This window comes from Pseudomonas sp. ICBG1301, from assembly GCF_016918385.1.
Lineage (GTDB): Bacteria > Pseudomonadota > Gammaproteobacteria > Pseudomonadales > Pseudomonadaceae > Aquipseudomonas > Aquipseudomonas palleroniana.
Genome location: NZ_JAEKGB010000001.1, coordinates 240,420 through 255,972, shown reverse-complemented (window position 1 = coordinate 255,972; position 15,553 = coordinate 240,420). Strand labels below are relative to the sequence as shown.

17 protein-coding genes are annotated in these 15,553 nt (G+C 60.2%); 7 read left to right on the top strand and 10 right to left on the bottom strand.

Going from position 1 to position 15,553, the window contains the following annotated elements; translation table 11 throughout:
- Positions 1-25: 25 nt before the first annotated feature.
- The 3 genes from JBE38_RS01170 to JBE38_RS01160 form a co-directional block, all read right to left on the bottom strand.
- Positions 26-859, bottom strand: a complete 834-nt coding sequence (locus tag JBE38_RS01170; RefSeq protein WP_205343382.1) for a copper resistance protein B — start codon at positions 857-859, stop codon at positions 26-28.
- Complete coding sequence (locus JBE38_RS01165) at positions 852-2,558, bottom strand: copper resistance system multicopper oxidase (protein WP_205343381.1); 1,707 nt, start codon at positions 2,556-2,558, stop codon at positions 852-854. Before JBE38_RS01165 ends, JBE38_RS01170 begins: the two co-directional genes overlap by 8 nt.
- A gap of 124 nt (positions 2,559-2,682) precedes the next feature.
- Entirely contained in the window at positions 2,683-3,072 is a 390-nt protein-coding gene (locus tag JBE38_RS01160) for a transcriptional regulator (protein WP_205343380.1), read from the bottom strand.
- A gap of 154 nt (positions 3,073-3,226) precedes the next feature.
- Between JBE38_RS01160 and JBE38_RS01155 the strand changes: the two genes are divergently transcribed.
- Positions 3,227-3,502: a hypothetical protein gene (locus JBE38_RS01155; RefSeq protein WP_060756123.1), complete on the top strand. Its 276-nt coding sequence runs from the start codon at positions 3,227-3,229 to the stop codon at positions 3,500-3,502.
- 49 nt (positions 3,503-3,551) lie between these two features.
- Here JBE38_RS01155 and JBE38_RS01150 read toward each other — a convergent pair whose 3' ends face one another.
- Entirely contained in the window at positions 3,552-4,898 is a 1,347-nt protein-coding gene (locus tag JBE38_RS01150) for a DEAD/DEAH box helicase (RefSeq protein WP_104996174.1), read from the bottom strand.
- Between the two features lie 193 nt (positions 4,899-5,091).
- Here JBE38_RS01150 and JBE38_RS01145 point away from each other — a divergent pair, with 193 nt between their 5' ends.
- Positions 5,092-6,390, top strand: a complete 1,299-nt coding sequence (locus JBE38_RS01145) for a mechanosensitive ion channel family protein (protein ID WP_060756125.1) — start codon at positions 5,092-5,094, stop codon at positions 6,388-6,390.
- On the opposite strand, the gene JBE38_RS01140 is transcribed toward JBE38_RS01145, so the two are convergent.
- From JBE38_RS01140 to JBE38_RS01130, 3 genes are all read right to left on the bottom strand, one after another.
- Positions 6,387-7,256 carry a carboxylate/amino acid/amine transporter gene (locus JBE38_RS01140; RefSeq protein WP_205343379.1) on the bottom strand — a complete coding sequence of 290 codons (870 nt, stop codon included), beginning with the start codon at positions 7,254-7,256 and terminating at the stop codon, positions 6,387-6,389. The two genes, JBE38_RS01145 and JBE38_RS01140, sit on opposite strands and share 4 nt — an antisense overlap.
- A 204-nt stretch (positions 7,257-7,460) precedes the next feature.
- A complete protein-coding gene (locus JBE38_RS01135; RefSeq protein WP_060756127.1) occupies positions 7,461-8,060 on the bottom strand; it encodes an FMN-dependent NADH-azoreductase in 600 nt (199 codons plus the stop codon).
- A 151-nt stretch (positions 8,061-8,211) separates the two neighbouring features.
- Positions 8,212-8,526 carry a hypothetical protein gene (locus JBE38_RS01130; RefSeq protein ID WP_060756128.1) on the bottom strand — a complete coding sequence of 105 codons (315 nt, stop codon included), beginning with the start codon at positions 8,524-8,526 and terminating at the stop codon, positions 8,212-8,214.
- A gap of 48 nt (positions 8,527-8,574) precedes the next feature.
- On the opposite strand from JBE38_RS01130, the gene JBE38_RS01125 reads away from it, so the two are divergent.
- From JBE38_RS01125 to aqpZ, 5 genes are all read left to right on the top strand, one after another.
- Positions 8,575-9,498, top strand: coding sequence for a LysR family transcriptional regulator (locus JBE38_RS01125; RefSeq protein WP_060756129.1), 924 nt, complete (start codon positions 8,575-8,577; stop codon positions 9,496-9,498).
- 14 nt (positions 9,499-9,512) lie between these two features.
- Positions 9,513-10,316: an alpha/beta fold hydrolase gene (locus tag JBE38_RS01120; RefSeq protein ID WP_205343378.1), complete on the top strand. Its 804-nt coding sequence runs from the start codon at positions 9,513-9,515 to the stop codon at positions 10,314-10,316.
- Positions 10,317-10,319: 3 nt separating this feature from the next.
- Entirely contained in the window at positions 10,320-10,883 is a 564-nt protein-coding gene (locus JBE38_RS01115) for a peptidylprolyl isomerase (RefSeq protein WP_060756131.1), read from the top strand.
- An 82-nt stretch (positions 10,884-10,965) separates the two neighbouring features.
- A complete protein-coding gene (locus JBE38_RS01110; RefSeq protein ID WP_198762214.1) occupies positions 10,966-12,798 on the top strand; it encodes an ABC transporter ATP-binding protein in 1,833 nt (610 codons plus the stop codon).
- 181 nt (positions 12,799-12,979) lie between these two features.
- Entirely contained in the window at positions 12,980-13,684 is a 705-nt protein-coding gene (gene aqpZ / locus JBE38_RS01105) for an aquaporin Z (protein WP_205343377.1), read from the top strand.
- Between the two features lie 49 nt (positions 13,685-13,733).
- On the opposite strand, the gene JBE38_RS01100 is transcribed toward aqpZ, so the two are convergent.
- The 3 genes from JBE38_RS01100 to JBE38_RS01090 form a co-directional block, all read right to left on the bottom strand.
- Positions 13,734-13,982 carry a BrnA antitoxin family protein gene (locus JBE38_RS01100; RefSeq protein WP_060756134.1) on the bottom strand — a complete coding sequence of 83 codons (249 nt, stop codon included), beginning with the start codon at positions 13,980-13,982 and terminating at the stop codon, positions 13,734-13,736.
- Positions 13,960-14,238, bottom strand: a complete 279-nt coding sequence (locus JBE38_RS01095) for a BrnT family toxin (protein WP_060756135.1) — start codon at positions 14,236-14,238, stop codon at positions 13,960-13,962. The genes JBE38_RS01100 and JBE38_RS01095 overlap by 23 nt, the downstream gene beginning before the upstream one ends.
- A gap of 77 nt (positions 14,239-14,315) precedes the next feature.
- Positions 14,316-15,440 (bottom strand): GNAT family N-acetyltransferase, encoded by a 1,125-nt coding sequence (locus JBE38_RS01090; RefSeq protein WP_205343376.1) that lies wholly within the window; start codon positions 15,438-15,440, stop codon positions 14,316-14,318.
- Between the last annotated feature and the right edge of the window lie 113 nt (positions 15,441-15,553).

Below are 15,553 nucleotides of genomic sequence, written 5' to 3'. Positions count from 1 at the left end.
GGCGAGTTATAGAAAGAGTAAAGCGTCAGAACCACAGGCGTACGCCCACCACCCAGCGCACCTGACGGGTGTCTGCGCCTTCATCCCGTGCGTATTGCGCAGTCTGGCCGTAGCTGCGGCTCCAGGTGACACCCACGTAGGGCGCCCATTCGCGGCGGACTTCATAACGCAGCCTCAAGCCCAGCTCACTCTGCGCAAGGCCAGAACCGATGCCGCGCTGCGGATCGTTACGGCCATAGAAATTGAGTTCGGCGGTGGGCTGCAGGATCAGCCGGTTGGTCAGCAGGAGGTCGTAGTCGCCTTCCAATCGGGCTGCGGTACGCCCCGCCTCGCCGACAAACACCGTGGCTTCAGCTTCAAAGTTGTACAGCGCCATGCCCTGTGTACCAAACGCTGCCCAGGTTTGCCCGTCCCCCGGCTTGAAGTCCTGGCGCACACCGCCCACCAGATCCCACCATGGGCTGATGGCATGCCCCCACAGCACCTGGGCTTCGGCGCTTTCAGTACGACCGGCACTGCGCTCGCCTTCACTGCGCAACCACAGGCGGTCGATGTCGCCACCGACCCAACCCTTGATATCCCAGTTCAGCGCACCCTCGCCGTCGCCGTCTTGCCATTCCAACTGGTTGATCAGCAACAGTGAGTTGATCGCACTGTCGTGAACCTTGTGCCCACCGGGAGCGTTGTACACCGCGGCGCGATCAGCGTCGGTCAAGGTCGGGATCGGCGTGCGGCTCTCGCTGAGCGCGGGTATCGCCGGGCTCATGCCTTGAAACTCATCCGCCAGGGCCAGCGGGCTGAACGCCAACCCGATGAACGCCCATAAAACATGCCGGCTTATGCTCGCTTGCTCATTCATGTACGCGCACCTCGCGGAACATGCCCATCTCCATGTGGTACAGCAGATGGCAGTGATAGGCCCATCGCCCCAGCGCATCAGCGGTTACGCGGTAGCTGCGCCGGGAGCCCGGCGGCATGTCGACGGTATGTTTGCGTACCTGGAACTGGCCGTTTTCGTCTTCCAGGTCACTCCACAGGCCATGCAGGTGAATGGGATGGCTCATCATGGTGTCGTTGACCAACACCAATCGGACCCGCTCGCCATAAGTCAATTGCAAAGGCTCGGCATCGGAAAACTTCACCCCATTGAACGACCAGGCGAACTTCTCCATATGCCCGGTGAGGTGCAATTCAAGGGTGCGGCTGGGGTCGCGGCCGTCAGGATCCTCGAAGGTACTGCGCAGGTCAGCGTAAGTCAGAACACGCCGGCCGTCGTTGCGCAGGCCGATGCCGGGGTCATCGAGCTTGGGGACCGGGTTCATGGCTTGCATATCCACCAACGGGTTGTCCTGCTCGCTGGCGGGGTGGGCCTGCATCGGCATCGCACTGTGGTCCATGCCTTCCATACCCGGCATATCCGCCATGGCACCGTGATCCATACCGCCCATGCCCATATCACCCATGGTGATCCAGGGGCGCGGATCCAACTCCGGGACTGAGGCAATCGCCCCAGGCTGACAAGCCAGGGTGCCGCGGGCGTAGCCGCTGCGGTCCATCGATTGGGCAAACAGCGTATAGGCTGGCGCCGTCGGCTCGACCAGCACGTCGAAAGTCTCCGCCACGGCAATGCGGAACTCGTCGACACTCACCGGCTGCACCGGCTGGCCATCAGCGGCAATCACGGTCATCTTCAGCCCCGGGATGCGCACATCGAAATAGCTCATCGCCGAGCCGTTGATAAAACGCAGCCGAATCGTTTCCCCCGCCTGAAACACGCCAGTCCAATTGCGTCCGGGAGGCTGGCCGTTGAGCAGATAGGTGTAGGTCTGGCCACTGACGTCGGCCAGGTCCGTAGGGTTCATCTTCATCTGTGCCCACATCAAGCGATCGTCGACGGTCGCTGACCAGCCCTGCTTGCCCACATCCCGCACAAAATCGCCCACGGTCGGCTTGTGCCGGTTGTAGTAATCCGACTGTTTCTTGAGGGTTTTCATCAGCGCAACGGGGTCTTCATCGGTCCAGTCCGACAGCATCACCACGTAATCGCGCTGGTAGCTGAACGTCTCGGGCACCTTGGGATCGATCACCAGCGGGCCATACACCCCCCTTTGCTCCTGGAACCCGGAATGACTGTGGTACCAGTACGTGCCGTGCTGCCTGACCGTGAACCGATAGACAAACACGCCACCCGGCTCGATGCCCTGGAAGCTCAGGCCCGGCACACCATCCATGTTCGACGGCAGGAGAATGCCGTGCCAGTGGATCGACGTCGGCTCAGCCAGGCGGTTTTTCACGCGCAGGGTCACGGTGTCGCCCTCGCGCCAGCGCAACAGCGGGCCGGGCAGGCTGCCGTTGATCGTCAGCGCGGTGCGGTCGCGGCCTGTGAGGTTGACCGGGGACTGGTCGATAAACAGATCAAATTGCGTGCCCGCGAGCACGCTAGGCTGGCCGGGGCTGGCCAACGCCCAGACCGGGGTGCGCCAGAGCCCGAGGCCGCCCAGCAAGCCGCCGGCGGCCAGGCCTTTGACGAATGTTCGTCGGGTGGTTTTGGAGTGCATGCCAATTCAATTCCATACGTTGAATGGCAGCAGATTAGGCACGCACGGCTGTCAGCCACCTTAGCGGCAGATTACCGATCTGACAGTTTCGCCCGCCCCCCCACAGCGGCGCGGGCGTTGGGCATCAGGCGATCTGGGCCTTGGACGCAACGCTGGCAAAGGTTGCCGGGTCCAGTGCATCAGGCTGCTCGTCGAGTACCTGGCGCGGGTGGTCATTGCCCGGGATCGAACTGTCGATCAACGCCAGCAACTGCGCACCGAGCGCAGTCAGGATGAAGTTCTCGCCATTGCCGCCCTCTTCCTCCGGACGCGACTCAATAAAACCACGCTTGAACAGCAGTGCCTCGTAGTCCGCGGCGGTCTTTTTCAGCGCATCCAGATTGCCGGTAGGCTCACCCGCCGTAGCCTTCTCGGCCGCCTCCTGCTCGGCGTATTTGCGTGGGGCGAAGCTACCTTCGCCGTTCTGTACTTCATGCAGCAGACGTTCGATCAGATCCCAGTTGTAAGTCGTCATCCTGATTCCTCCCGCAGGCCGATGGAAAGTAGCCCGTCAAAAGGTGTGACAGGCCACGTCAGCGGCCGTTCAGCTGAATAGACAGGCGTCATTTCTATGAACTTTCCACGCCCCCGTCACCTCCACTGAACATCACTGCCAAGGAGGTCCGACCATGAATGCCCTGATAAAACTGGCGATTGCCGCCACGCTGCTGTCCGCCCTGCCCGCCTGGGCCTGCACTCCCGAAGAGGCCACCGCCAAGCGCGAACAACTGGCCCGGGAAGTCACCCAGCTGACACAGCAAAACCCGGCCAAGGCCGAGCAAATCAACGCCGAGCTGAAGAAAATGGACGTGGACACCACCGCGGCCGACTTGCCCGACAAGTGCCAACTGATCGATCAACGCCTCAAGGATCTGGAAGAGGCCGCCGCCAAGAGCAAAAACTGAGGCCATAAAAAAACCGGACAATGTCCGGTTTTTTCATTTCACCCCTGCCTTACTCGGCAGCTGGTGCTTCTGGCTTGCGGCGCTTGAGCGGGGCCATGCCGTCCTTGCTGACGAGCGACAGGTTGTCGGTCTTCGGCCGGTTGGCGATCCTGCGCTTGGTCGGCGACTTGGCGCCGGTCTTCTTCTTGTCGCCCTTGGCGTCGGTTTTTTTCTTCTTCACACCGACAGCCTTGCCCGACGCCTTGACCTTCTTCGGACCGGTGTAGGTGCCTTTGACTTCCTTGATGGTACGACGCTCGAACGACTGCTTCAGGTAGCGTTCAATGCTCGACATCAGGTTCCAGTCGCCGTGGCAGATCAGCGAGATCGCCAAGCCATCGTTACCGGCACGCCCGGTACGGCCGATACGGTGCACGTATTCGTCGCCGCTGCGGGGCATGTCGAAGTTGATCACCAGGTCCAGGCCGTCGACATCCAGGCCACGGGCGGCAACGTCGGTGGCCACGAGGATTTTCACGCCGCCGGCCTTGAGACGGTCGATGGCCAGTTTGCGGTCCTTCTGGTCTTTCTCGCCGTGCAGCACGAACGCCTTGTATTCCTGGGCCACCAGGCGGCCATAGATACGGTCGGCGGCAGCACGGGTGTTGGTGAACACGATGGCCTTCTGATAGGTCTCGTTGGCCAGCAGCCAGTTGAGGATCTGCTCTTTGTGCACATTGTGGTCGGCGGTGACGATCTGCTGACGCGTGGTCGCGTTCAGGTCGCTGACGTTGTTGACCTGCAGGTGCTCAGGGTTTTTCAACACCTGGGCGACCATGTCGCGCAGGGTCGAGCCACCGGTGGTGGCGGAGAACAGCATGGTCTGCTGGCGATTGACGCACTCGCCCACCAGGCGCTGCACATCATCGGCAAAGCCCATGTCGAGCATGCGGTCGGCTTCGTCGAGCACCAGCACTTCGACTTCCTTGAGGTCGAGGTTGCCGGCGTTGAGTTGTTCGATCATGCGGCCTGGGGTGCCGATAAGGATGTCCGGCACCTTGCGCAGCATGGCGGCCTGGACCTTGAAGTCTTCGCCGCCGGTAATGATGCCGGACTTGATGAAGGTGAATTGCGAGAAACGTTCCACTTCCTTCAAGGTCTGCTGGGCCAGCTCACGGGTCGGCAGCAGGATCAGGGTCTTGATACTGACGCGAACTTTGGCCGGGCCGATCAGGCGGTTCAGTACCGGCAGGACGAAAGCGGCGGTCTTGCCGCTGCCGGTTTGAGCCGTCACCCGCAGGTCACGCCCTTCGAGCGCGAGCGGGATGGCCGCTGCTTGCACCGGCGTAGGCTCGACAAATTTAAGCTCGGCCACGGCTTTGAGCAGGCGTTCGTGCAGGGCGAATTGGGAAAACACGGGTGCTACCTCGAAGAAATACAAAATATCAGCTGCATAGGGTAACGGTTTCGGGCGCCCAAACCGAGTTTCTTTACGCGAACGGTGCTAATCAGCTGCTTTTTTGTTAGAGCTTTTGTCCATAAAGCCAACATTGTCGCCGTTAAATGCTCTAATCGGCCCCGTCTTGCATTTAGAGGAATCGGTTTTACCCATGGATATCAAACAGCTCTGGCTCAACGTCCAAGGCCTCTGGGGCACCCTCGACGAACATCCGATGCTGCACGCCGGCCTCGGTCTGCTGGTGTTGCTGGTAGCCGCCTTGCTGGTCGGGCGGGTTGCGCGCTACCTCATCCTGCATGCGGTCAAAATGCTCGGGCGCCAGCCGGCACTGCATTGGCTCAACGACTTTCGCCATAACAAAGTCTTCCACCGCCTGGCACAGATGACGCCGTCACTGGTGGTCCAGTTCGGCCTGTACCTGGTGCCGGACCTGAGCAAGACCGCCGCCCTGTTTATCGGCAACGTGGCGCTGGCGTTCACCATCCTGTTCATGACGCTGGCCGTGAGCGCCCTGCTCAACGCCCTGCTGGACATCTACGCCCGTACCGAACATGCGCGCACCCGCTCGATCAAGGGTTATGTGCAATTGGCGAAGATGGTGCTGTTCGTATTTGCCGCGATCATCATCGTCGCCACACTGATCGACCGTTCACCGCTGTTACTGCTGTCCGGGCTTGGCGCCATGTCGGCGGTGATTCTGTTGGTGTACAAGGACACCCTGCTGTCGTTCGTCGCCAGCGTGCAACTGACCAGCAACGACATGCTGAGGGTCGGCGACTGGATCGAAATGCCTCAAGTAGGCGCCGATGGTGATGTGGTGGATATCACCCTGCACACGGTCAAGGTGCAGAATTTCGACAAGACCATCGTCTCGATCCCCACCTGGCGATTGATGTCCGAGTCGTTCAAGAACTGGCGTGGCATGCAGGCCTCCGGTGGCCGTCGCATCAAGCGCAGCCTGTACATCGACGCCAGCGGTGTGCGCTTCCTGCGTGACGATGAAGAAGTGCGCATGACCCAGGTGCATCTGCTCACCGACTACATCAGCCGCAAGCAGGCCGAACTCAAAGCCTGGAACGAAGCCCAGGGGCACAGTGCGCAGCTGTCGGCCAACCGCCGCCGCATGACCAACCTCGGCACCTTCCGTGCCTATGCGCTGGCGTACCTGAAAAGCCATCCGGAGATCCAGCCGAACATGACCTGCATGGTGCGCCAGATGCAAACCACCGCCCAGGGCGTGCCGCTGGAGATCTACTGCTTCACGCGCACCACGGCGTGGGCGGATTACGAGCGCATCCAGGGCGATATCTTCGATTACTTGCTGGCGGTATTGCCGGAGTTCGGCCTGAGCCTGTATCAGCAGCCGAGTGGTAATGATCTACGGGCGGGGGTGTTGCCGGCGGTGTTGGGGGCCAGCCATTTACCAGCCCCTGAGAGTCGCGCCGGCTAAGCCACGCGACGATGGGGGGCCTTGGCGCCCAACCGGCTGATCCACACCGCCCCCAGAATCACCAAGCCGCCCAGCGCCAGACGGCCCAGCGGTTCGTGCTGGTTCCAGATCAGCAGGTTGAGCAGCAGGCCCACCGGCACATGCAGGTTATTCACCACCGCCAGGGTGCCGCCATTGACCAGGCAGGCGCCCTTGTTCCACCAGTACATGCCCAGCGCGGTGCTGATCAAGCCGAGAAATAACAGCACGCCCCACTGCAGCGGCGCTTCGGGCAGGAAGTTGGCCTTGCCGAACAGCAAGAACGCCGGCAATACCACCAGCAGCGCACCCAGGTAGAAATAACCGAAGCGCCGATAATGCGGCTGATCACTCGGGTAGCGAGCCACCAGATGCTTGTACATCACCTGCCCGGCGGCATAGGTGAAATTGGCCAGTTGGAGCAGCAAAAAGCCCATGAAGAAATTCGGCGTGATCTGATCGAAGCGGATCACCGCTGCGCCGCCCACCGCCACCAATGCGGCAATCAGCGCCCAGGGGTTGAAGCGCCGGTTGAGGGCGTCTTCGATCAGGGTCACGTGCAACGGCGTGAGGATGGTGAACAGCAGCACCTCGGGCACCGTAAGCACGCGAAAGCTCAGGTACAGGCACACGTACGTGACGCCGAACTGCAATGCGCCGATGACCAGCATGCTGCGCATGAACGCGGGCTCCACCGAGCGCCAGCGGGTCAGCGGGATGAAGACCAGCCCGGCCAACAGCACGCGCACCAGCACGGCGAAGTAACTGTCGACGTGGCCGGCGAGGTATTCGCCGATCAAGCTGAAGGAAAATGCCTGAATCAGAGTGACAACCAGTAGATAACCCATGCGCGCCTCGTTTCGAATGGGCGGGACATTAAAGGTTTTCGGCGCGGCACGAAACTCGACGCAAAAAAAAGCCCGACCTCGCTATAGCGGCAGTCGGGCAGGAGCACTCAGGAGCAAAAAGTGCAAAGGGAGGTTCGATACGCGTACTTGAAGGGTTGGCGTGGAGCTAGATAAACACCGCGCGATTATCTGACGATTAACGGATCAAGCAACTTGGGCCAGCAACGCCTTGGCGTGGTTGATGCCTTTTTCCTGGAAGTCACCGCTCAGGTTCACCCCTTCAGCGTGAATGAACGTCACGTCGTGAATCCCGATGAAGGCCATGACCTGGCGCAAATACGGTTCCTGGTGATCAGATGTCGCGCCGGTATGAATGCCGCCCCGCGCAGTGAGCACGATGGCACGTTTACCCGTCAGCAAGCCCTGGGGCCCGGTGGCGGTGTACTTGAAGGTCACACCGGCGCGCAACACGTGGTCCAGCCAGGCTTTGAGCGTACTGGGGATGGCGAAGTTGTACATCGGCGCAGCCATCACCAGCACATCGGCGGCGAGCAATTCGTCGGTCAATTCGTTGGAGCGGTCCAGGGACGCCTGTTCAATGGCGCTGCGTTGCTCGACCGGTTTCATCCAGCCGCCCAGCAGATTGGCGTCCAGGTGCGGAACCGGGTTGAGCGCCACGTCTCGCACGCTGATCTGATCCGCCGGATGCGCGGCTTGCCATTGGCTGATGAATTGCTGAGTCAGTTGGCGGGAAATCGAATCCTGCTGGCGGGCACTGCTTTCGATGATCAGAACATTGGACATGGCTATGTAGGCTCCATCTGTACTTGCTGTAAGTCGATGGAGAAAAGATTAAACAACGCCCATTCGATAAAAAAGCGCAAAAAACTGCTATAACCCATCTAGAAATTTGTTAATAAGCGGAGTATTGCTAAGCGCAGGCTCCGCTGTCGCCTCATTTGGGAGCGCAGGCCAGGGCGATACGCATTTTGATAATGGCGCGGTTGAACTTGACCGTCGTGTTGGTGCTTTTACCCGCCGGCACCGTAACCGTACGACGACGTGGAGATTCCGGGCCGTTGGTAAAGGTTACCGAACAGACGGCGTCATTCGTGCCGTAGTTATTCAACTGGATCGAACTGATGTCGCCGTCCACATCGGACGCGGTGTAATCCACGCTCACACCGTCGATCTTCTTAGTCACGTCGATCGGGTAGGCAAACGCGCTCATCGGCAACAGCGCCAGCCACACACAACAGAATTTTCTCATTCGGCAGTCTCCATAAAGGCTGCCAGCTTAGGACAAGAGGAGCTCATCTTGAAAGCGCCCCGCGTTACCCTCGATCAATGGCGCACGCTGCAAGCCGTGGTCGACCATGGCGGCTTCGCCCAGGCGGCTGAAGCGCTGCACCGTTCGCAGTCCTCGGTGAGCTACACCGTGGCGCGTATGCAAGATCAACTCGGGGTGCCATTGCTGCGCATCGACGGGCGCAAGGCAGTGCTTACCGACGCCGGTGAGGTGCTGTTGCGCCGCTCGCGGCAACTGGTGAAAAACGCCAGCCAGCTGGAAGACCTCGCCCACCATATGGAACAAGGCTGGGAAGCGGAAGTGCGCTTGGTGGTCGATGCGGCTTACCCCAATGCGCGCCTGGTGCGCGCCCTCTCCGCCTTTATGCCGCAAAGCCGCGGTTGCCGCGTACGCCTACGCGAAGAGGTGCTGTCGGGTGTTGAAGAACTGCTGATTGAAGGCGTGGCCGACCTGGCGATTTGCGGCTTCAGCATCCCCGGTTACCTGGGCACGGAAATGAGCGATGTGGAGTTTGTGGCCGTGGCCCATCCCGAGCACACGCTGCACCGCATGAACCGCGAACTGAGCTTCCAGGACCTCGAAAGCCAGATGCAGGTGGTGATCCGCGATTCCGGACGGCAGCAGCCGCGGGATGTCGGCTGGCTCGGCGCCGAACAGCGCTGGACCGTCGGCAGCCTGTCCACTGCCGCCACATTCGTCAGCAGCGGCCTGGGCTTCGCCTGGCTGCCCCGACACCTGATCGAACGTGAACTCAGGGACGGCCTGCTCAAGCAGCTACCCTTGGAAAAAGGCGGCAGCCGCAACCCCACGTTCTACCTTTACTCAAACAAGGACAAACCCCTGGGGCCGGCCACGCAGATCCTCGTGGAACTGCTGCGCACCTTTGACACCGCCCCTCTGGATGCGCCTTTCGCCGCCCCACGACAAGCCTGAAACGGAGTTTATGCATGCCCTGGTTCGACCACGAAGGCTGCAGCCTGCACTACGAGGAATATGGTCACGGCGCACCGCTGATCCTGATCCACGGCCTGGGCTCCAGCAGCCAGGACTGGGAATTGCAGGTCCCGGTGCTGGCCAGGCATTACCGCCTGATCGTGGTGGATGTACGCGGTCACGGGCGCTCCGACAAACCCCGTGAGCGCTATAGCATCGCAGGCTTCACCCTTGACCTGATCGCCCTGATCGAACACCTGGACCTGCCACCCGCTCATGTGGTCGGCTTGTCCATGGGCGGTATGATTGCCTTCCAGCTGGCAGTGGACGAACCCGGCCGGGTCAGGAGCCTGTGCATCGTCAACAGCGCACCCGAGGTCAAGGTGCGCAGTGTCGATGACTACTGGCAATGGGCCAAACGCTGGAGCCTGGCGCGCCTGCTCAGCCTCGCGACCATCGGCAAGGCGCTCGGCGACCGGCTGTTTCCCAAACCGCACCAGGCCGACCTGCGCCGCAAGATGGCCGAGCGCTGGGCAAAAAATGACAAACGTGCTTATCTCGCCAGCTTCGACGCGATTGTGGGCTGGGGCGTACAGGAACAACTTTCCAGGATTACCTGTCCAACCCTGGTCATCAGCGCCGACCACGACTACACCCCCGTGGCGCATAAAGAAAACTATGTAAAACTGCTGCCCGATGCGCGTCTGGTGGTGATCGAGGATTCCCGCCATGCCACGCCGTTGGACCAACCCGAAGTCTTTAACGCGACCTTGCTCGATTTTCTGAAGACAGTCGAAACCACTACCCAGGATCACTGACCCATGTTGAAAAAAATCGCCTTCTTTACCGGCTCCGTTCTGTTCGCAGCCAACCTGATGGCCGCCGAACCCGCCAAGGCGCCTCACGTGCTGATCGATACCACCAACGGCCAGATCGAGATCGAACTGGACCCGGTCAAGGCGCCGATCAGCACCAAGAATTTCCTGGCCTACGTCGATAAAGGTTTCTACACCAACACGATTTTCCACCGTGTGATCCCGGGCTTCATGGTCCAGGGCGGCGGGTTCACCGCGCAGATGTCGCAGAAGCCCACCGACGCACCGATCAAGAACGAAGCCAGCAATGGCCTGCATAACGTACGCGGCACCTTGTCCATGGCGCGTACCAATGACCCGAACTCGGCCACCAGCCAATTCTTCATCAACGTGGCCGACAATGCCTTCCTCGACCCGGGTCGTGATGCCGGTTATGCCGTGTTCGCCAAAGTCGTCAAGGGCATGGACGTCGTCGACATCATCGTCAACTCCCAGACCACCACCAAGCAAGGCATGCAGAACGTGCCAATCGATCCTGTCGTGATCAAGTCGGCCAAGCGCATCGACTGAGGCCGGCAGGCCGCTTCGCGCGTGGCCCACAAGGCTGCGCGCACATTTGAAAGGAGAGCCCGCACGGCGGGCGTCAAACTTAATGCTCTATCGTCGCTTTGAACAACTGATCGATATCTTCCGCGACGCACCCAGCGCGGCCCCTCCCGATAAAGTCCTGCCCTTCTACCTCTACTACCTGCGCCAGGTGTGGCCGCATTTCGTCGCCTTGCTGGTGGTGGGCCTGATCGGTGCGCTGATTGAAGTGGCGCTGTTCAGCTACCTGAGCCGCATCATCGACCTGGCCCAAGGCACCCCGCCCGCCGACTTCTTCCAGGTTCACAGCGGCGAGCTGATCTGGATGGCCGTGGTCGCGCTGCTGCTGCGCCCAATTTTCGGCGCCTTGCATGACCTGCTGGTACACCAGACCATCAGCCCGGGCATGACCAGCCTGATCCGCTGGCAGAACCACAGCTACGTGCTCAAGCAGAGCTTGAACTTCTTTCAGAACGACTTCGCGGGGCGCATCGCCCAGCGCATCATGCAAACCGGCAACTCCCTGCGCGACTCCGCCGTGGCGGCGGTGGATGCGATCTGGCACGTAGCGATCTATGCCATCAGCTCCCTGGTGCTGTTTGCCGAGGCTGATTGGCGCCTGATGATCCCGCTCGTGACCTGGATCGTCTGCTACAGCCTGGCACTGCGCTATTTCGTGCCGCGGGTGAAGGAACGTTCGGTGATTTCCTCCGAGGCGCGCTCCAAACTGATGGGCCGTATCGTCGACGGCTACACCAACATCACCACCTTGAAGCTGTTTGCGCACACCCATTTCGAACAGGAATACGCCAAGGAAGCGATCATCGAGCAGACCGAAAAGACCCAGCTGGCCAGCCGCGTGGTGACCAGCATGGACGTGGTGATCACCACCATGAACGGCCTGTTGATCGTCACCACCACCGGCCTGGCCCTGTGGTTGTGGACCCAGTCGTTGATTTCCGTGGGTGCAATTGCGTTGGCGACCGGCCTGGTGATTCGCATCGTCAACATGTCCGGCTGGATCATGTGGGTGGTCAATGGCATTTTCGAAAACATCGGCATGGTGCAGGACGGCCTGAAAACCATCGCCCAACCGCTGGCGGTGACCGACCGCGACAACGCTCCACGCCTGAGCGTGCCCCGTGGTGAAGTGCGCTTTGAGCAGGTGGATTTTCACTACGGCAAAAAGAGCGGGATCATTGGCGGCCTGGACCTGAACATCCAGGCCGGGGAAAAAATCGGCCTGATCGGCCCCTCGGGCGCCGGCAAGTCGACCCTGGTCAACTTGCTGCTGCGCCTTTACGACCTGCAAGGCGGGCGCATCCTGATCGATGGCCAGAACATAGCCGAGGTGGCTCAGGAAACCCTGCGCGAACAGATCGGCATGATCACCCAGGACACCTCGCTGCTGCACCGCTCGATCCGCGACAACCTGCTGTATGGCAAGCCGGATGCTACCGATGAAGAGCTCTGGGCCGCCGTGCACAAGGCGCGTGCCGATGAGTTCATCCCATTGCTGTCGGATGCCGAAGGCCGCACCGGGCTGGACGCGCATGTGGGTGAACGCGGCGTGAAGCTGTCCGGCGGGCAGCGTCAACGCATTGCAATTGCTCGCGTGCTGCTTAAAGACGCGCCGATTCTGATCATGGATGAAGCGACTTCGGCACTGGACTCGGAAGTCGAGGCGGCGATTCAGGAAAGCCTGGAAACCCTGATGCAAGGCAAGACGGTGATTGCGATTGCGCACCGGCTGTCGACTATTGCGCGAATGGACAGGTTGGTGGTGCTGGAGAAAGGCCGGATTGCTGAAAGTGGCAGCCATGCCCAATTGCTGGCCCATGGCGGATTGTATGCACGTTTGTGGCAGCACCAGACAGGGGGTTTTGTAGGCATCGACTGACCCCGACGGGTCATGGCTGCGCCACCAAATCCGAACAATTCTGACAGTTTTCTCTATCGAACGGGTGATGGGCCACAATCCTGCTGTACTACAAGCAGGAACCAGGATGGCCCTGACGTAACACTGCAAGGAGCATCACCTACCCGTTAACTAGATAGAGCAATCTACTAAGGAAGTGTTCATGTCTACTTTGTTGAAACGTTCCGTTACGGAAGGATTGGGCACGTTTTGGCTGGTACTGGGTGGCTGCGGGAGTGCGGTGTTGGCCGCAGCGTTCCCCAACGTCGGGATCGGTCTGCTCGGTGTGGCCCTGGCATTCGGGCTCACGGTGCTGACCATGGCCTTTGCTATCGGTCATATCAGCGGTTGTCACCTCAACCCGGCAGTATCGGTGGGGCTGGTCGTGGGCGGAAGGTTTCCGGCCAGGGAATTACCGTCGTACATCGTGGCCCAAGTCATCGGCGGCATCGTCGCCGCGGCACTGCTGTACTTCATTGCCAGTGGCAAACCGGGTTTTGAACTGGCCGGCGGCCTGGCTTCCAATGGTTATGGCGAGCATTCACCCGGTGGATACTCGATGGCGGCAGGCTTTGTCACCGAACTGGTGATGACGGCGATGTTTGTGCTGATCATCCTCGGCGCCACCGACCGCCGTGCCCCTGCGGGCCTGGCCCCCATAGCCATTGGCCTGGCCTTGACCCTGATCCACCTGATCTCGATCCCCGTCACCAACACCTCGGTCAACCCGGCCCGCAGTACCGGCCCGGCATTGATTGTCGGCGGGTGGGCGATCCAGCAGCTGTGGATGTTCTGGCTCGCGCCGATCCTCGGTGCAATCGTCGGCGGTGTGGTTTATCGCTGGCTGGGCAAAGAAGAGACGGCCTGAAGCAAAGGAGTTCAGCCCTGCCGATAAGGCAGGGCTGCCGTGAATCACATCATCCTTGGTGGGCCTGCATGTACTGACGCAAGAGCTGATTGATTCGCGTCTGATACCCGGTACCCTGGCCTTTAAACCACTCCAGTACATCAGCATCAAGTCGAATCGTGACCGTCTGTTTCACCGGGACACGCAATTCGGCACGCCGGAAAAAGTCGGCGTCGAGCTCCGGAATATCGCTGGTGTCAATTTCGTCATCATTCATCTTGGCCAAGCGCTCCCAATCAGTTTTCGATGTTTGCGTCATAGTATTTGGCCTCCTTCTTGGTTGCTTTTCGGGCGGAGATGATACGGATCACATCACCACACCGTTCGGTGTATACGACTACACCCATTAACAATTTGATCCAGCCAATACTGACCCAACGCTCCTCACCATAATCCGCTCGATCATCGCGCAAGGCCAGCATTGGATGCCTGAAGATATCCGGAACGTCATTAAAATCGATGCCGTGCTTCAATATATTGGCTTTATTCTTGGATTCATCCCACTCAAAAAGCATGGCACGCCCTGTATTTACTTTTGTACATACAGAATAGCGACGTACCAGCGTCTTGGAAGTATTGCCTGACCGATGGTTCAGCCCTGCCGATAAGGCAAAGCTGCCCTCGCCTCTTCGGCATACGCCAGCACTCCCACCCGCTCACGCGCCAGGAAATCCTCAACGGCGTGCTTCAAACCCGGATGGCGCAGGTAGTGCCATGAACGAGTTATCACCGGTTCGAACCCGCGTATCAACTTGTGCTCGCCCTGGGCACCGGCGTCGAAACGCTGCAAGCCGTTGGCGATCGCGTAGTCCATGCTCTGGTAGAAACATGTCTCGAAATGCAGGCGATCGAACTCCGCCAGGCAACCCCAATAGCGACCATAGAAGCTATCGCCACCGATCAAGCTGAAAGCCATGGCCACCGGACGCGCCCCTTGCCTGGCCAACACCACGCGGATCGCCTCGGGCATGCGCTCGGCCAGCAGGCTGAAAAAGGCGCGGGTCAAATAGGGGGATTGGCGGCGCACGGCGTAGGTATTGGCGTAGCAGGCGTAGACAAAGTCCCATTGGGCCTCGCTCAGTTCGTGGCCTTGCAGCCATTCGAAATCGATCCCCTGCCCCGCCACTTGCTCACGCTCTTTTCGCATCTGTTTGCGCTTGCGTGAACTGAGAGCATCGAGGAAGTCCTGAAAGTCGCGATAACCCCGGTTCTGCCAATGGAACTGACAGCCCAGGCGCTGCAACCAGCCCTCTTGCCGGGCCAGTGCGCTGTCGGCCAGTGGGTCGGTGAAGTTGATATGCGCACTGGAAAGCCCTTCAACTTCCAGGTAGCCCGGCAGGCTTTTGAGCAATTCAAAACCGTCCTCGGCATTCGCTGCCAACAACCTTGGCCCGCTCACCGGGCTGAACGGCACCGCCGTCAACAGCTTGGGGTAATAGTCGATACCGGCGCGCTCACAGGCATCCGCCCAGCCATGATCGAACACGTACTCGCCGTAGGAGTGCCACTTGCGGTAAATGGGCAAGGCCGCCATCAATCGATCACCGTCCCAATGCAGCAAGTGCTCAGGCTGCCAACCCGACTGCGCGCCCAGACTGGCGCTGTCCTCCAACGCACTTAGAAATGCATGCCGCACAAAGGGCTGAGCATGCGGCACCAAGGCGTCCCAGGCACTTGGGGCAATTTCGGACAAGCTGTCCAGACGTTGCAGCGGCATCGGCGTCCTCACGGGTGTTGGGCGTAAAAGCCTGGCGAGTATCGCCTATCACAGCGCGGGGCACACCTCGAAACCGCAAGGACAAACCTCGAAACAATTAGTTCCATTCTTAA